A 15,340-nucleotide genomic window follows, 5' to 3' on the forward strand; every position below is an offset into this window, starting at 1 on the left:
GAAGACGGCGGGAATTGCCAGCCGATCAACTCGCTTTCACGCGCTCGATATGCGCACCGACGCCCGCCAGTTTCTCCTCGACGCGCTCGTAGCCACGATCGAGGTGATAGACACGGCTGACGACGGTCTCACCCTCAGCGGCCAGCCCTGCAAGGATCAGCGACACGGAGGCCCGCAGATCGGTCGCCATCACGGGCGCCCCTTTGAGCTTCTCGACGCCGTGGACCGTCGCATGACCGCCATGGACGTCTATATTCGCGCCCATCCGCACCAGTTCGGGCGCGTGCATGAAGCGATTCTCGAAAATCTTCTCTTCCAGAACGCTGGTGCCCTCGGCGGTGCAAAGAAGCGCCATCATCTGCGCCTGAAGATCGGTCGGGAAGCCGGGGAACGGCTCGGTCGTCACGTCGACCGCGCGGATGCGGCCATTCTTGCGCGCCACCTTGAGGCCGGCATGGGTCTGCTCGACCGAGATGCCCGCCGCGTCGAGCTTCTCGCAGAAGCTCTCCAGCAGATCGATTCGACCGCCCAGGCACTCCACCTCGCCGCCGCAGATCGCGGGTGCGAGCATATAGGTGCCGAGCTCGATCCGGTCGGCGACCACCGGGTGAGTCGCGCCGTGCAGACGGTCCTTGCCCTCGATCACGATCTCGGAGGTGCCGTCGCCCTCGATCTGCGCGCCCATCGCACGCAGGCATTTCGCCAGATCGACGATTTCCGGCTCGCGGGCTGCGTTCTTCAGCACCGAGGTGCCCTTCGCCAGCGAAGCCGCCATCAGGAAGTTCTCGGTCGCGCCAACGGAAGCGAAGCGCATTTCGTGGGTGGCGCCTTTCAGCCCGCCCTTCGCTTCGGCATGCAGATAGCCATCCTTCAGTTCGATCTCTGCCCCGAGAGCCGCGAGCGCATCGACATGGATATCCATCGGGCGCGCGCCGATCGCACAGCCGCCCGGCAGCGACACGACCGCATGGCCCAAGCGCGCCAGCAGCGGCCCGAGCACCAGATTCGAGGCGCGCATCTTGCGCACGATTTCATAATCCGCGACCGGGTTGATCTCGCCGTGACACGAGGTCGCCAGAACCTTGCCCTCCTGCAGCGCGGTCACTTCCGCGCCGAGGCTCGCCAGCAATTCGGTCATCGTCCGGATGTCCGACAGGCGCGGCGCGTTGGTCAGGGTCAGCGGCTCATCGCTGAGAAGCGTGGCCGGCATCAGCGCGAGACAGGCGTTTTTCGCCCCCGCGATCGGGATTTGGCCGGAAAGTGGCCCGTTGCCGCGTACGACGATGCTGTCCATTTCAACTGCCCTCAGATTCGTTGTTATTCGGCGGCTTGGATTCGGATTTGCGGGCGCGCGCCTGCGCCTTGCGCCGCTGCAGATTCGCGCGCAGCGCCTGCGCCCGACGCTCTTCGCGGCTCAATTCCGCATCGCGGGACGTGCCCGATCCATCTTTCTTTCCGCCTGTCATGGCGCCTCGTTTAACCCGCCTGTGAAATCCTGTCGAGAGAGAGCAAGATTTACCCTTGCACCCCTTCGCGATTGCGTCTAAATCCCCGCCACGGTCGAAGCGACGGACCGAAACCGGCGCTGCTGTAGCTCAGCGGTAGAGCACTCCCTTGGTAAGGGAGAGGTCGAGAGTTCAAGTCTCTCCAGCAGCACCACTTCCCCTTTTCAATCTCGATAGTCTGGCGTCGACCACGGGTCGCCGACGAATGTGTTGGCCCACCTTCCGTCGATTGATCAGAGGGACTGTTTCAGAGTCTCTTTCGGTGGGTGACCGTAAAGCCACAGACCCTCGATCGTTCACAAACACCTCTCGAGAGCGCGAGCGCTATTTTCCCAAGCAACCTTGGCAGCAACACAGTCAATCTAAGGTTTACCATAGGTTGTAGGAAATTCCTCAATTTCGCCACTTACCGACTGCGCGCCAACTTCGGCTCGCATGGGAAATTAGGGAAAATTAATGTCTTATAAACTTTCGATTACCGCGACCGCCGTGTGTTTTGCACTTGCAGGCTGCATGGGCAGCGGGGACGGCAGCAATTCCTACAGCGCAGCTGAGGTGTCGCAGAACCAAGCCACCTACGACAGCCTTGCAACCCGCGTCACCGACGGCGACCTTTTGGTCGCTCAAGATCCGACCGGTACCGCGAGCCTTACAGGGCAGCTTAAACTTGACCCGGCCAGTGCATCTGACAACCCGGTCGCGGGCCGCTTGGCGATGGACGTTGACTTCGACAATAGCAAAGTCACTGGCACCGTGAGCCAATTCGCTGCCTACACGCCGGACTTGAGCGAAAAAATGATGGACCTGAAAGGCTCGCTTTCCGTTAACGGGACGATTGATAGCAAGAGCGCAATCGTGGCGAATGCCAACGGGACCGTGAGCGACGATGAAGGCAGCATAACTGCCGATCTTCAGCTGGCCGGCTCTGTCTATGACGATAACGGAAAATATGTCGCGCTGGGCGATGTAACCGGCACCGGCGTCAGCCCCGATGGCTCCGAACAACTTACCGGCACATTCTACGCGCAGCAGCAGTAAACTTCGGACATAGGCGCTGGGGGCCCAATGGCCTCCAGCGTTTCGATTTTCCAACGATGAGTTTTTCATGAGCTTTTCTAAAAAGCTGCTGACCGCGACGGTGGCTTTTCTTGCGTGTGCCACCCCTCTCTCCGCCGCACCCCAAGAGCACAGCCTCGCGGATTGGACGCAGATCGGCACGCGCCTCAGCGCCGAGGGCGACACGCTCACCGCGATCACCATTCTCGGGACGATCGCAGCGAAGGCGCCCAGCTACTCGCCGGCGCAAATCGCGCTCGAGCAAAGCCTCGACCAGATTGGCTCCCCGAAACGCGCGGATCGGGTGTTGCGCTATGTGTCGGATCGCGCGCCAGACCGCGAGCTGGCTTTCAACGCGGCTTTGCGGCGGCTCGACCAGTCGCACCCCTGGCGGATCTCGGGGCAGGTCTCGCTTCTGCCGACGAGCAATCTAGGTCACGTCTCCTCGCAGACGGTGTTCGTCACCAAGGCGGGGCGCTTCCAGATCACGGATGGCGGCCGTGAGAGTTCGGGGTTGGGGCTCGGTGCCAGCGCGAGTGTCGACTATTACATCCACCCCGCGCTCGATTGGCGGCTTCGGCTGCGCGGCGCGGTCTCGGGTAACTGGTATTCGCCGAAGGAACTGCGCTTCGTGAAGCCGAGCCTTTCGGTGCGCTACGAACGTCTCATCGCAGGGGCGCCCTGGGGCGCGATCATCGAGGTCGGGCGCAGCTTCTATGCCGCGGCACCGGGGCAGACGCGATCTGATGCGACCGATACGAGCCTCAGTCTCGACCGCCACTGGCGACTCGCACATGACGCCAACCTCACGGTCATCGGCTCCGCCACGCAAAGCCGTTTCGAAGAAAAGCGCTACCTTAACGGGCCGCGCTACGCACTCAATCTGGGCTACGACCGGGCCATTTGGCGAAGGTCGCGCATCGACCTCGGGTTACGGCTCGAGCGCGCGGATGTGCGCAGCGACTATCAAAGCTACACGCGCGCGGCCCTGACCGTCGGAGCCAGCCGTCGCCTCACGAAAACGCTGAGCGCGAAGCTCTCCGCGACCGTGGGCGTGCGCGATTTCGATGGCGACTTTCCGTTGTTCGGGAAGCCGCGCATGGATCGCGATATCTCCCTCACCGCCTCGGTCGGTCTGGACCGCTTCAAGGTGATGGGCACGACTCCGCAATTAAGTTGCACCGCGCGCCGCAACCGGTCGAACGTCTCGCTTTACAGCTATCGCTCGCTCGATTGCGGCGTGCATTTCATAAGTCGGTTCTGAGAGGGTATTCTTCGCAGAGACCCAACTCCACGACCCGTGCGACGACGGCATTGGTCGTGCGAAGGCCGAACTTCTCGCGCAGGTTCCGCAGATGCATATCCACCGTCGAGACCGAAAGACCCAATGCGAAGGCGACTTGTTCCCGGCGCTCGCCACGCACGGCGCGGGCGAGAATCTGGCGTTCGCGGCATGTTATGTGTGGCGTATCTTCTTCCCAAACGGTCTCTGGCGCGTTCAAAAACAAGATACAGCGCGCGCGTCCGGGAGCGAGCGGCAGCAGATTGATCTGTCGCAGGCTCGGCAGGCGCTTGAGTCGAGGCCGCAGCACGGCGGCTTGCGCCTCCCAACGCGCGGTCGCCGAGAGGACCGGCGCCCTAAGAAGGCGTCCGCCCGGCACCATTGACAGGCTGAGCGGCTCGCGCGCGGTGATCCCGAGGTCTCGTTTTATGAAGCGCTGCATCGGGATATTGGGGCCGGCGACGACCCCGGATGAAAAAATATCGCAGGCGGCCTCCAGCGCAGCGCACTGGCTAACCCCTGCGCCGTTTTGAAACGGATAGGTCATGAAATCTCTGAATGAATACAAGTATCTATATATGATTCATTCGTAGCCGATTTCTGACTCCGATCACAATCGAATTCACTAATACTCACAAAAAAATATTGTTGTGAGGGAAGAAAAACTCAATCTAAATCTAATCGCCCTTCGCCCCGTCGCAGGGTGCGATGTGGATCGGGGCTTCGCGGTCGGCGCCGATGGTTTCGCAGCCTTTCGAGCAGAGCGTCCAGCCCGAGATCGTGGCGCCGGAAGCCGCGAGGTTCAGCGCGGGGACGTCCGGCCCGTCTGCCGTCCAGACCCACCAGCCATCCTCGAAATGACCGCCCGGGCCCGGCTCCATCCCCGCGCCCGAGCCTTTGACCGCCGCACCCACGAGGCGCAGCGTGTCATGGTCGGTCACCTGCCAATGTTCGCGCCAGCCTTCGTGCTCGACCGAATGCATCCATTGCAGCGAGAACTGACCGTTGCTCGCCAGCGCCATCATCGTAGCGCCGACCATCAGGCAGGACGCGCTCATGCCGTGGCTCGCTTGCGGCCCAGCCAGAGCGCCGCGCCGAAGGCTGCGACGAGCGCGAAGCCGATCTCGTCGGTCAGCGGCAGCGCCGCGATCAGGGTGAAGCCCGCGACCATGGCCAATGCCCGCTCCCAAAGCGCCAGCGGACGGCCCAGCCAGCCGATCACCGCGACACCCCAGAGCGACAGTGCCAGCAGCGCCTTGATCACGATATAGGCTACGGCTGGCCAGTAGCCGATCGCGGCCGCCAGCGGCCCGCCATCCTGCAGCATCAGCGCGGGCGTGTAGACCGCCATGAAGGGCACGACGAAACCCGCGGCGGCGACCTTGATCGCCTCGAAACTGATCTTCAGCCCGCTTTCCTTCGCGATGGGCGCGGCGGCGAAACAGGCCAGAGCCACAGGCGGCGTCAGGTCCGCAAGGATTCCGAAATAGAAGACGAACATGTGGCTGACGATCAGCGGCACGCCGAGGTCCAGAAGCGCCGGGCCCGCAATCGAGGAGGTGATGATGTAGTTCGGGATCGTCGGGATCCCCATCCCCAGCACGATGCAGGTAATCATGGTCAGGATCAGCGAGAGGAACAGGCTCGACTTGCCGACACCGACGATGAACTGGCCGAAGGTGGTCGCGGCCCCGGTCAGGGTCATCACGCCAATGATCACGCCGACCAGCGCGCAGGCGATCCCCACGGGAAGCGCGGTGCGTGCGCCATCGGCGAGGCTGTCCCGGCACAGCGCGAGCGTCTCGCGCCCGCCCTTCGAGAAGACGTTGATCGCGATCAGCACCGCGATGGCAAGCAGCACGGCCCAGATGCCGAACTCGAAAAACGCCGCCGCGACCAGAGCCAGAACGACCCAGAAGATCACGCGCAGCACCTGATTGGGCAGCCCCAGCGCGACCGACCCACCGAGGATCAACAGCCCCGTCAGCGACAGGCCCACGGTGCCAGCGAAAAGCGGCGTGTAGCCGGTGAACAGCAGGTAGACGAGCACGGCGAGCGGAAGCAGCAGATACCAGCCCTCTTTCAGCGCCTTGCGTGGGGAGGGCAGCTCGGACTTGGCAAGGCCGCGCAGGTCGCGTTTGCCCGCCTCCAGATGCACCATCCAGAAGGCGCCCGCGAAATAGAGGATCGCCGGGATCAGCGCGGCTTTCACCACCTCGACGTAATCGACGCCCAGCGTCTCTGCCATGATGAAGGCCACGGCCCCCATGACCGGCGGCATGATCTGCCCGCCCATCGACGAGGTCGCTTCGACGCCGCCCGCGAAGGCGGAGCGATAGCCGAAGCTCTTCATCAGAGGGATCGTGAATTGCCCGGTGGTCACGACATTGGCCACACCCGAGCCCGAGATCGTGCCCATCAGACCCGAAGACAGAACCGAGACCTTCGCGGCCCCGCCCATCTTGTGCCCGACCATCCCGAGCGAGACATCCGTGAACAGTTTGATCATCCCGGCCTTCTCGAGGAAGGCGCCGAAGAGGATGAACAGGAAGATATAGGTGGCCGACACATAGGTCGGGATGCCGTAGATGCCCTCGGTGCCAAAGCTCATCTGTTCGATCACCTGCTCGAAAGCGTAGCCGCGGTGGTTCAGCGGTGACGGCAGATGCTCACCGAACATGGCATAAAGGAAGAAAGTGCCCGCGATGATCGGCAGCGCCGGGCCCATCAGCATCCAGGCGGCCACGAAGACCGTGACCAGCAGCACGCAGCCCACCACCAAATCGAGCGTGTTCGGATCGCCCGCGCGCAGCAGAAGCGGCGTGTATTCGATCCATTGATAGGCGGCGACAGCGACTCCGGCTGCGGCCAGCAGATAGGCGAGCGCGCGCCCGAGCGGGCCGTAACCTTTGGCGATGGCAAGCAGCGGAAAGCCGAGCGCGAGCAGGAAGCCCACATGGACTGCCCGCGCAATCTGGCTCGAGGGGTTGATGACATGGGCGGCGAAAGCGATTTGCCAGACCGAGAAAGCGACCGCGAGCCAGAACAACGCGCGCCCTTCGCGCGACTTCGGAAAGCCCCCCGCCAGCGGATCGTGCACTGCCGCGTCGACCGCAGCTTCTTCCTTGGTGTCCATGCCTGTCTCCTCCCCCCGGTATGGGCGCGTTGGCCCGATTGATCAGGGGCGACCCGAATTGCGCGCCGCCCCTGACCTGAACTCTAGCGGCTTATTTCAGCACGCCCTGTTCCTTGTAGTACTTCTCCGCACCCGGATGCAGCGGGATCGGCAGCCCCTGCACCGCCGCCTCGAGCGAAATACCGTTCGCGGCCGAATGCGCGGCCTTGAGCGTGTCGAGATGCTCGAAGAGCTGCTTGGTCATCTCGTAGGCTTCCTCATCCGAGACACCTTCGCGCGTGACGAGGATGTTCGTGATCGCGACCGTCGGCACATCCGCGTCCTGACCCGGATAGGTGCCCGCCGGGATCACGCCCGCCTTGTAGGGCGCGCCAAGCTTTTCGGCGATGTCGGCGGGGATCTGAACGAAAGTCACGTCCTGCGTGGTCGAGAGATCCTTCAGTGCCGCGTTCCCCAGCCCCGAGGACTGGAAGGTCGCGTCGAGCTGACGGTTCTTCATCAGTTCGACCGATTCCGAGAAGGGCAGATACTCGACCTTGCCGAGATCGTCATAGCTCATGCCCGCCGCGTCGAAGATCTTGCGCGCGTTCAGCTCGGTCCCCGACTTGGCCGCACCGACCGACAGGCTCTTGCCCTTCAGATCGGTGATCGTCGTCGCACCGGCATCCTTGAGCGCGGCGAGCTGGATATAGTTCGGGTAGATCGCGGCAATCGCGCGCAGCTTGCCGAGCTTGGCCTTGAAGCCCGCATCCGCATTGCCTTCCCACGCATCCTTCACCGAGTCGCCCAGTGCGAAGGCCAGCTCCCCCCGGCCCTGCTGCAGCAGGTTCAGGTTCTCGACCGACGCCTTCGTCGACTGAACCTGAACGCGCACGTCATTCATGTTCTCGCCATAGACTTCGGACAGCGCAACGCCGAGCGGATAATACACGCCCGAGGTGCCCCCGGTCAGGATGTTAATGAAGGTTTCGGCCTTGGCGACGGGTGCGCTCAATGCAATCGCCCCGGCGACGAGCGCGCCGAGCTTGATGTGTTGGAACATCGTAATCCTCCCATATGTCATTGCCCGCAAAGAGATGCGGGACCGCCTCCAACCTGACGCGTTTTGCGCAAGGATCAATTCAATTCACGTCGATGAAACCAGAAAGCGAAGAATTCTCCGTTTGACGTGAAGGCGGGCGCTCCTGCCCGAAATTTGCTTTACTGCGCGGAAGTTGCGGATTTTGCTATGTGCTTGACGTTACGAGCCCTATCTGCTCGGAAGCACCTGATTTCCGTCTTCAAAGCCCCCTATGCGCTCATTGCCTCCCTTCCGATATGCCCCCGACCGCTGGCCCCCTGCATTGCGCTGGGCGGTCCTGCTCGCGGGCTCTGCGCTTCTGGCCTTTGCACTGAGCCTCGCGCATCTCTCGGCGGCGCTTCTGCTGGGGCCGATGGCGGTCGCGATCGCGCTTGCCGCGAGCGGCGGGGCGGTGCGGTTGCCCCCTCTGGGCTTCATCGCGGCGCAGGGTGTGGTGGGGGTGATGATCGCCTCAAAGCTTCCCGCCTCGATCCTGCCCGAGATCGCCCGCGACTGGCCGATCTTCCTTGCCGGGACGCTCTCGACGGTGCTGGGGGCGAGCGCGCTCGGCTGGGTGATGGCACGGGCAGGCGGCTTGCCCGGCACGACGGCGATCTGGGGCTCCTCCCCCGGCGCGGCGACCGCGATGACGCTGATGTCGGACGATTACGGCGCCGACATGCGCCTTGTCGCCGTCATGCAATATACCCGCGTCGCCTGCTGTGCGATCGCCGCAACTGCCGTCGTGCAGATCTTCGGCGTGGCGCAGGCTAGGGATGTCGGCGCGGCACTCGCCGAGCAAGGCCCGACGGATCTCGTCGCCGCGGGCGCGACGCTTGCGCTCGGGATCGGGGCGGCCTTTCTGGGCGTGCGGCTGCGCATTCCGGGCGGCGGGCTGCTGCTGCCGATGGCCTTCGGACTGATCGCGAGCGCCTCCGGCTTGCTGACGATCACCCTGCCCCAGACCGTGCTCGCGATCAGCTATGCGGTGGTTGGCTGGGGGATCGGGATGCGCTTCACACGCGCCGTGTTGCGCCATGCCGCAAGGCTGCTGCCGCGCATCCTCGGCTCGATCATCGCATTGATCGCGCTCTGCGCGGCCTTCGCGATGGGATTGGTCTATTTCGCCGGGATCGAGCCTGTGACCGCCTATCTCGCCACCAGCCCCGGCGGTGCGGATTCGGTGGCGATCATCGCGGCGGGCACGCAGGTCGATGTGCCCTTCGTCATGGCGATGCAGATCGCCCGCTTCCTGCTGGTGCTGGTCGCGGGCCCCGCACTCGCCCGCGCATTGTCACGCAGGCGAGGCGATGTCTGAAGGCCCGTTCACTCTCTGAACTGGGTGTCCCCGTGATTATAGGGCTGCTGCTGGATCATCAGCACGCCGGAATTGTCGTCGGGATCGTTGTCGTAGTGATCCTTTTCCGTCACGCCCGGCAACTGCCCGAACGCCTTCGACAACTTCAGCGGCGAGAAGGTGAAGGGCACCTTGTCGTGCAGCCACGGCATGTCACGCAGCGCGCTCGACACCGAATCCGCGCACATCATCTTGTTGACCGAGCCGTTGCGCTCCACGCGGGCCATCAGCTGATCGGCCTGCGCCATCGTGATCGGAAGCTTCTGGGCCCGCACATACCAGCTCTCGCGGGCATGGTAGTCGATGTAGAATTTCCGCATCTTCTCGGTAATGCCGAAATGCACATCGTGGCGCTCGGGCGCCCAGGGATGGTTCCAGGTGCCTGCCGGATCGAAGATGATCCGCTCACGCCCGTTGATCAGCAACGACGAGTGACCGCCCGACCCGGTATTGGTCGAGATCACGGTATAGAGCGTAACCGAGGGCGGTTCGTCGGAAACATAGCGATATTTGGCGACCTCGGCATCCGAGGCATAGATGTTATCCGCCCCGCAGCCAGCCAGCAAAAGCGGCAGCATCAGGCAGACAAGAAGCACGCGCATCATCTGCCCGATCTCCCGTTCCCAAGCGTGTCTTTTTCAGCCGCCGCCGGTCGCGTCAGCCGCCTACGAGAGCGAGAAACACCAGAAAGCAGATGATCACAATCACCGAAACCGTAACGAAGCGAACAAATCCGTTGAATGTTCTCTCCTGGTCACGAATGTCCATGTTGCCCGGTTTATACTCGGCCATTGCGCGTTCTCCCTTTTGCGCTGTCTCCCAGAGGGGAAACTAGCCGAGCCGCGACAAGCTGTCACGCCTCGTCTTGAGGGTTCGCGTCGTCAGACGCATTTTCTTCCTCCAGCGCGCGGGCGAGCCGGAAGCCGATCCGGCGCGGCGCTTCGTCCGCGACCGGTTTCGGCTGGGCGATCAGCATCACGTTGAGCTGATTCACATGCTGAATGAGCTGCGTGCGCGCGCCGTATTCGTCGGTGCCGTAGAAAGTGAGGATGTCGGGGTCGAAAAAGCCGATCCCCTCGATCTGCAGCACGCCCGCCTCGCCGCCGGTGAGACCAAGCACGACCTCCTCGTCTTCCTGCAACTGCTCTTCGAAGTTCTGGATATAGAGCAGAACCCGCTCATAGGCCCATTGCGCCGGGCTCTTATCCTCGGGCCGTCCGCGGGCCAGCTCGGGCGGAAGCGGTTTGACCTCGGCGGTCTTCGGCGCGTTCTCCGAGGTATGCACCACCTTCGCATTCGGAAGGGCGGCTTCCTCATGGGCTTCGGCGGTGGTGCGTATCTCGGTCATTTCAGGCTCCAGAGCCAGGCGCCGTCCTCTCGCAAGGTGCGGCTCACCTCCCCTTTGTGCCAAAGATGGTTGAGATGCGCCATCGCTTCGACCATCGCGAGCCCGTGGGTGCTCTCGTCGATCTGGCGTTTGAACAGCGGCGGGAAGCACTCGCAGGCGGTGCGCGGGGTGTCGAGGTGCTTGCGCAGACGTTTCAGCGCGCCCTCGTGGTTCTCGATCATCTGGCGCAGCCGCAGCGGCAGCCCGGTGAACGGCAGCTTGTGGCCGGGCAGCACGAGGTGGCGATCCTCCGCGATCTCGGCAAACCGCGCGCAGGAGGCCAGCCAATCGGCCAGCGGATCGGCCTCGGGTTCGGTCGCATAAACGCCGAGATTGGCCGAGATCGACGGCAGCAGCTGATCGCCGCCCAGCACCAGATCGTCGTCCAAGCTCCACAGCGTCGCATGTTCGGGCGCGTGCCCGTCGCCCATCTTCACCGCCCAGCGCCGCCCGCCGAGGGCGATCTCGTCGCCCTCCACGATCCGGGTGAAGCCAAGCGGCAGCGCATGGACACAATCGGCGAAATTGAAGGGGCGTTCGTTGGCGCGTTTCTCAAGAAGCGCCGGGTCCATCCCGGCGCGCCGGTAGTAATCAAGCGTCTCGGCCACGGGCCGATCCTGCGGATCGAGCTGCAGCATCCGCGCGAACAGCCACGAGGTGCGCGTCGTGATCAGCTCCGCGCCCTGCTCCTGCAGCCAGCCCGCCAGCCCGATGTGATCCGGGTGGTAATGCGTTACCAAGACCTTCGTGACCGGCTTGCCACCCAGCGGCCCATCGAGCGCCGCCTGCAGCGCCGCCCGGCATTTGCGGGTGTCGATCCCGGGATCGACCAGTGTCCAGCCATCGCCCTCATCGAGCGCGAAGCAATTGACGTGATCGAGCGCCATCGGCAGTGGCAGGCGCACCCACATCACGCCGGGCGCGACCTCGATCGCCCCGCCCGGCTCGGGCGGTTCCCCCCAAGGATAGCGGATGCCATTCATCGACACGCGGGCGTCCTCGCCCCTCATGCCTCGAGGTCTTCGACGCTCAGCGCGTAAAGCCCTTCCGCCCCTTCCTTCGCCTCGGCCAACGAGGCCGCATAGGCGGGCATCAGGCGGCGGATATAGACGGCGGCCAGATGCCCGCGCGCGGAATCGCGCCCCTCGGCCATCGCGGCGCGCAGGTGGTAATAGCCGCCCAGAACCCGTGCGAAGGCGTCGAGATAGGGCACAGCCCCCGCAAAGCGGTCCTGCATGCCTTGGCTGACCATCCACTCGGTATGCTCGCGCAGCTCCTCGGCGGCCTGCCAGACGTCTTCGGCCAGCACCGGGAAGTCGCCGCGCGCGCCCTGCGCCTCGTCCTCGATCTCCTGCAGCAGACGGAAAGCGGCCTTGCCCTCGTCCATCATCTTGCGGCCCACAAGGTCCATCGCCTGAATGCCGTTGGTGCCCTCGTAGATCGTGGTGATCCGCACATCGCGCAGATATTGCGCTGCACCGGTTTCCTCGATGAAGCCCATGCCGCCATGCACCTGCACGCCGGTCGACGCCACGCGGATGCCCATATCGGTGCCGTAGGCCTTCGCGATCGGCGTCAGCAGCGCCGCGCGGGCCTGCCAGTTCGCATCATTCGTCGCGCGCCCCATGTCGATCGCGACGCCACAGGCCAGCGCGATCGAGCGTGCCGCGAAAATCTCGGCCTTCATGCCGGCCAGCATCCGGCGCACATCGGCATGCTCGACGATCGGCGCAAACTGCACCCGGTCCTTCGCATAGGCCAGCGCCTGCTGATAGGCCGCCTCGGCCACGCCGATGCCCTGCGCACCCACGTTCAGACGCGCGTTGTTCATCATCGTGAACATCGCGGCCATGCCCTTGTTCTCTTCGCCGACGAGCCAGCCGGTCGCGCCCTCGTAGCTCATCACGCAGGTAGGCGAGCCATGGATGCCGAGCTTGTGCTCCAGCGAGACCACTTTCAGCGAGTTCGCCACGCCCGGTTTACCGTCGGCATCCGGGATCAGCTTCGGCACCATGAAGAGGCTGATGCCCTTCGTGCCGGGGGCCGCATCGGGAAGACGTGCCAGCACGAGGTGGCAGGTATTCTCGACGCAATCATTATCGCCCCAAGTGATGAAAATCTTCTGCCCCGAGATCGCATAGGTGCCGTCATCGTTCGGCACCGCCTTCGTCTTCAGCGCACCCACATCCGAGCCCGCCCCCGGTTCGGTCAGGTTCATCGTGCCCGACCACTCGCCGGAGATCAGCTTGGGCAGATACAGCGCCTTGATCTCGTCGGAGGCATGATGCTCCAACGCCTCGATCTGGCCCTGCGTCAGCAGCGGGTTGAGCTGCAGCGACAGATTCGCGCCCGAGAGCATATCGTTGAAACCGACGTTCAGCGCCTGCGGCAGGCCCATCCCGCCATGCTCCGGGTCCGCCGCGATGCCGATCCAGCCGCCCTCGGCCAGCGCCGCGAAGGCCTCCTTGAAACCGGCGGGCGAGCGCACAACGCCGTTCTCCAGTTTCGCGGGCGTCAGATCGCCGTCGCGATTGGTCGGCGCGATCACCTCGTCGCAGAGCTTGCCGCCTTCGGTGAGGATCGCTTCGACCATATCGGGGGTCGCCTCGGCAAACATCTCGGTAGCCGCGACCGGTGCGAGCGGCACGACGTGGTCGAGAATGAAGCGAATATCGGTGACGGGGGAACGGTAAGTCATGGGTCTCCTCCGGGCAGCTTGGCAATTGCCGCGCGCGCGTCTATGTCCTGTCGGGTTGCCGATACCCTACCGCAAGGGCAGCCCCCTTCAACTCCAACGCTGCGTCACGACTGCATGAGCCAAGACACGAAACTCCTTTCCGCCGATGCCGAGGGCTATGCGCAGGCAGCCGCCCTGCTGCGCGCGGGCGAACTGGTCGCAATGCCGACCGAGACGGTCTACGGGCTTGCAGGTGATGCGCGCAACGACCGCGCGGTGGCGGCGATCTTCGCGGCGAAGGGGCGTCCGAAGTTCAATCCGCTGATCGTGCATCTGCCGTCGATCGAGGCCGCGGAAGAGATCGCCGTGGTCTCCGACGCCGCCCGCCAGATCGCCGCGCGCTACTGGCCGGGACCGCTGACGCTGGTCCTGCCTCTGCGCCCCGAGGCCGGGCTCTCCGATCTGGTAACGGCCGGGCATGACACGGTCGCGATCCGCCTGCCCGCGCATCCGGTCGCCCGCGCGCTGCTGACCGAATTCGGCGGCCCGCTCGCCGCGCCTTCCGCGAACCCATCAGGCAAGATCAGCCCGACCACGGCGCAGCATGTGATGGACGGGCTTGGCGGCAAGATTGCGGCGGTGATCGATGGCGGCCCCTGCGAGGTCGGGGTGGAATCCACCATTCTTGCGCTCGACCCGCCCGCATTGCTGCGCCCCGGCGGGGTCGCCGCCGAAGAGATCGAGGCGCTGATCGGCCAGCCGCTGCCCACCGGCGGCGACGCGGCCAAGCCCAACGCGCCGGGGCAGCTCAAATCGCATTATGCGCCGGGCGCCGCCGTGCTGCTGGACGTGACCGCGCCGCCTCCGGATGCGGTCTGGCTCGGCTTTGGTGGCGATTGCCCGACCGCCGATCTGAACCTCTCGCCCTCAGGCGATCTGACAGAGGCGGCGGCGAACCTCTTCGCGATGCTGCGCAAGGGCGATGCGCTCGCCCAGACGCGCGGCTTGGACACGCTCGCCTTCGCCCCGATCCCGGAGACCGGCCTCGGCCGTGCGATCAACGACCGCCTGCGCCGCGCGGCAGCTCCGCGCGACTGATCGCGTCTTCGTTTTGGATTAAATATCCCGGGGGTGAGGCGCAAACGCGCCGAGGGGGCAGAGCCCCCTCCTCCATTCACCCCTTACGCATGCCCCGCCGCAGCCGAAAGCGTCCGGGGGTCGATCCCCATGCCTTCGAGTGCGCGCACCCATTTGGTTTCATGCTCGGCATCGAGCGCGAGGTCGGCGTCGCTCTCGGCGGTGAGCCAGCCATTGTCGAGGATTTCCTCCTCCAGCTGACCCGGCCCCCAGCCCGCATAGCCCAGCGCCATCAGCGCCTGGTTCGGGCCGCGCCCCATCGCGATATCTTCGAGAATGTCGCGCGTGCCGGTCATCCGCAGCCGGTCGGTGACCTCCATCTGCCCCTCGCCGGTCGTCCAGTCGGGCGAATGCAGCACGAAGCCGCGCCCGGTCTCGACCGGACCGCCAAAGAGGATCGGCTGATCGAAGCGGATATCCGCGCCGGGCCGTTCGATATCGAGGCTTTCGAGAAGGTCCGAGAAGGCAGGCGTCGGCAAGGGTTTGTTGATGATCAAGCCCATCGCACCCTCGTCGGAATGGGCGCAGACGGCGATCACCGAATGCTCGAATCGCGGATCGCCCATACCGGGCATCGCGATCAGAAACTTGCCTGTCAGGTCCATCTCGCTCCCCTTCGCGGTTGCATCCCATCTCTTTTCAAGGTGGCGCGAGCGGCGCGTCTATTCAAGCCAGACGCAGGAATCGTTTCGTATTGCGGCTCGCCGGGACAAAATGTTGCACGCTTCTGTCGCGTTTGTGAC

16 protein-coding genes and 1 tRNA gene are annotated in these 15,340 nt (G+C 64.3%); 5 read left to right on the forward strand and 12 right to left on the reverse strand.

Annotated features, from left to right (window positions below; all coding sequences use genetic code 11):
- Window positions 1-25: 25 nt before the first annotated feature.
- A complete protein-coding gene (murA, locus tag BMI91_RS05830) occupies window positions 26-1,294 on the reverse strand; it encodes a UDP-N-acetylglucosamine 1-carboxyvinyltransferase (RefSeq protein ID WP_078604263.1) in 1,269 nt (422 codons plus the stop codon).
- A 1-nt stretch (window position 1,295) separates the two neighbouring features.
- Entirely contained in the window at window positions 1,296-1,418 is a 123-nt protein-coding gene (locus BMI91_RS20280; RefSeq protein ID WP_256365689.1) for a hypothetical protein, read from the reverse strand.
- A 166-nt stretch (window positions 1,419-1,584) separates the two neighbouring features.
- On the opposite strand from BMI91_RS20280, the gene BMI91_RS05835 reads away from it, so the two are divergent.
- The 3 genes from BMI91_RS05835 to BMI91_RS05845 all read left to right on the forward strand — a co-directional run bounded on the left by BMI91_RS05835 (window position 1,585) and on the right by BMI91_RS05845 (window position 3,825).
- Window positions 1,585-1,659 (forward strand) — tRNA-Thr (locus BMI91_RS05835).
- 302 nt (window positions 1,660-1,961) lie between these two features.
- The gene (locus BMI91_RS05840) at window positions 1,962-2,543 is read left to right on the forward strand and encodes a hypothetical protein (protein WP_078545374.1); all 582 of its coding nucleotides are present in this window, start codon (window positions 1,962-1,964) and stop codon (window positions 2,541-2,543) included.
- 67 nt (window positions 2,544-2,610) lie between these two features.
- Window positions 2,611-3,825: a surface lipoprotein assembly modifier gene (locus tag BMI91_RS05845; RefSeq protein ID WP_078604264.1), complete on the forward strand. Its 1,215-nt coding sequence runs from the start codon at window positions 2,611-2,613 to the stop codon at window positions 3,823-3,825.
- On the opposite strand, the gene BMI91_RS05850 is transcribed toward BMI91_RS05845, so the two are convergent.
- The 4 genes from BMI91_RS05850 to BMI91_RS05865 all read right to left on the reverse strand — a co-directional run bounded on the left by BMI91_RS05850 (window position 3,809) and on the right by BMI91_RS05865 (window position 8,021).
- Window positions 3,809-4,390, reverse strand: coding sequence for a helix-turn-helix transcriptional regulator (locus BMI91_RS05850; RefSeq protein WP_078604265.1), 582 nt, complete (start codon window positions 4,388-4,390; stop codon window positions 3,809-3,811). The genes BMI91_RS05845 and BMI91_RS05850 overlap by 17 nt on opposite strands.
- A gap of 130 nt (window positions 4,391-4,520) precedes the next feature.
- Entirely contained in the window at window positions 4,521-4,901 is a 381-nt protein-coding gene (locus tag BMI91_RS05855; protein ID WP_078604266.1) for a DUF1850 domain-containing protein, read from the reverse strand.
- On the reverse strand, window positions 4,898-6,979 hold the full coding sequence (locus BMI91_RS05860; protein ID WP_078604267.1) for a TRAP transporter permease: 2,082 nt from the start codon (window positions 6,977-6,979) through the stop codon (window positions 4,898-4,900). The genes BMI91_RS05855 and BMI91_RS05860 overlap by 4 nt, the downstream gene beginning before the upstream one ends.
- A gap of 91 nt (window positions 6,980-7,070) precedes the next feature.
- Window positions 7,071-8,021: a TAXI family TRAP transporter solute-binding subunit gene (locus BMI91_RS05865; RefSeq protein WP_078604268.1), complete on the reverse strand. Its 951-nt coding sequence runs from the start codon at window positions 8,019-8,021 to the stop codon at window positions 7,071-7,073.
- A gap of 301 nt (window positions 8,022-8,322) precedes the next feature.
- Between BMI91_RS05865 and BMI91_RS05870 the strand changes: the two genes are divergently transcribed.
- Window positions 8,323-9,357, forward strand: a complete 1,035-nt coding sequence (locus BMI91_RS05870) for an AbrB family transcriptional regulator (RefSeq protein WP_244176558.1) — start codon at window positions 8,323-8,325, stop codon at window positions 9,355-9,357.
- A gap of 8 nt (window positions 9,358-9,365) precedes the next feature.
- Here BMI91_RS05870 and BMI91_RS05875 read toward each other — a convergent pair whose 3' ends face one another.
- From BMI91_RS05875 to BMI91_RS05895, 5 genes are all read right to left on the reverse strand, one after another.
- A complete protein-coding gene (locus tag BMI91_RS05875) occupies window positions 9,366-10,001 on the reverse strand; it encodes a hypothetical protein (RefSeq protein WP_244176559.1) in 636 nt (211 codons plus the stop codon).
- A gap of 52 nt (window positions 10,002-10,053) precedes the next feature.
- Window positions 10,054-10,188, reverse strand: coding sequence for an aa3-type cytochrome c oxidase subunit IV (locus BMI91_RS05880; RefSeq protein WP_078545360.1), 135 nt, complete (start codon window positions 10,186-10,188; stop codon window positions 10,054-10,056).
- Between the two features lie 61 nt (window positions 10,189-10,249).
- Entirely contained in the window at window positions 10,250-10,744 is a 495-nt protein-coding gene (locus tag BMI91_RS05885; RefSeq protein WP_078604270.1) for a DUF6173 family protein, read from the reverse strand.
- Entirely contained in the window at window positions 10,741-11,793 is a 1,053-nt protein-coding gene (locus BMI91_RS05890; RefSeq protein ID WP_425274928.1) for an MBL fold metallo-hydrolase, read from the reverse strand. Before BMI91_RS05890 ends, BMI91_RS05885 begins: the two co-directional genes overlap by 4 nt.
- Entirely contained in the window at window positions 11,790-13,481 is a 1,692-nt protein-coding gene (locus tag BMI91_RS05895; RefSeq protein ID WP_078571365.1) for an acyl-CoA dehydrogenase, read from the reverse strand. Before BMI91_RS05895 ends, BMI91_RS05890 begins: the two co-directional genes overlap by 4 nt.
- Window positions 13,482-13,595: 114 nt before the next feature.
- On the opposite strand from BMI91_RS05895, the gene BMI91_RS05900 reads away from it, so the two are divergent.
- The gene (locus tag BMI91_RS05900; protein WP_078604271.1) at window positions 13,596-14,558 is read left to right on the forward strand and encodes an L-threonylcarbamoyladenylate synthase; all 963 of its coding nucleotides are present in this window, start codon (window positions 13,596-13,598) and stop codon (window positions 14,556-14,558) included.
- A gap of 83 nt (window positions 14,559-14,641) precedes the next feature.
- On the opposite strand, the gene BMI91_RS05905 is transcribed toward BMI91_RS05900, so the two are convergent.
- On the reverse strand, window positions 14,642-15,202 hold the full coding sequence (locus BMI91_RS05905; protein ID WP_078604272.1) for a YqgE/AlgH family protein: 561 nt from the start codon (window positions 15,200-15,202) through the stop codon (window positions 14,642-14,644).
- Window positions 15,203-15,340 lie beyond the last annotated feature (138 nt).

Origin of the sequence: Thioclava sediminum (genome assembly GCF_002020355.1) — a bacterium.
GTDB classification, from domain to species: domain Bacteria; phylum Pseudomonadota; class Alphaproteobacteria; order Rhodobacterales; family Rhodobacteraceae; genus Thioclava; species Thioclava sediminum.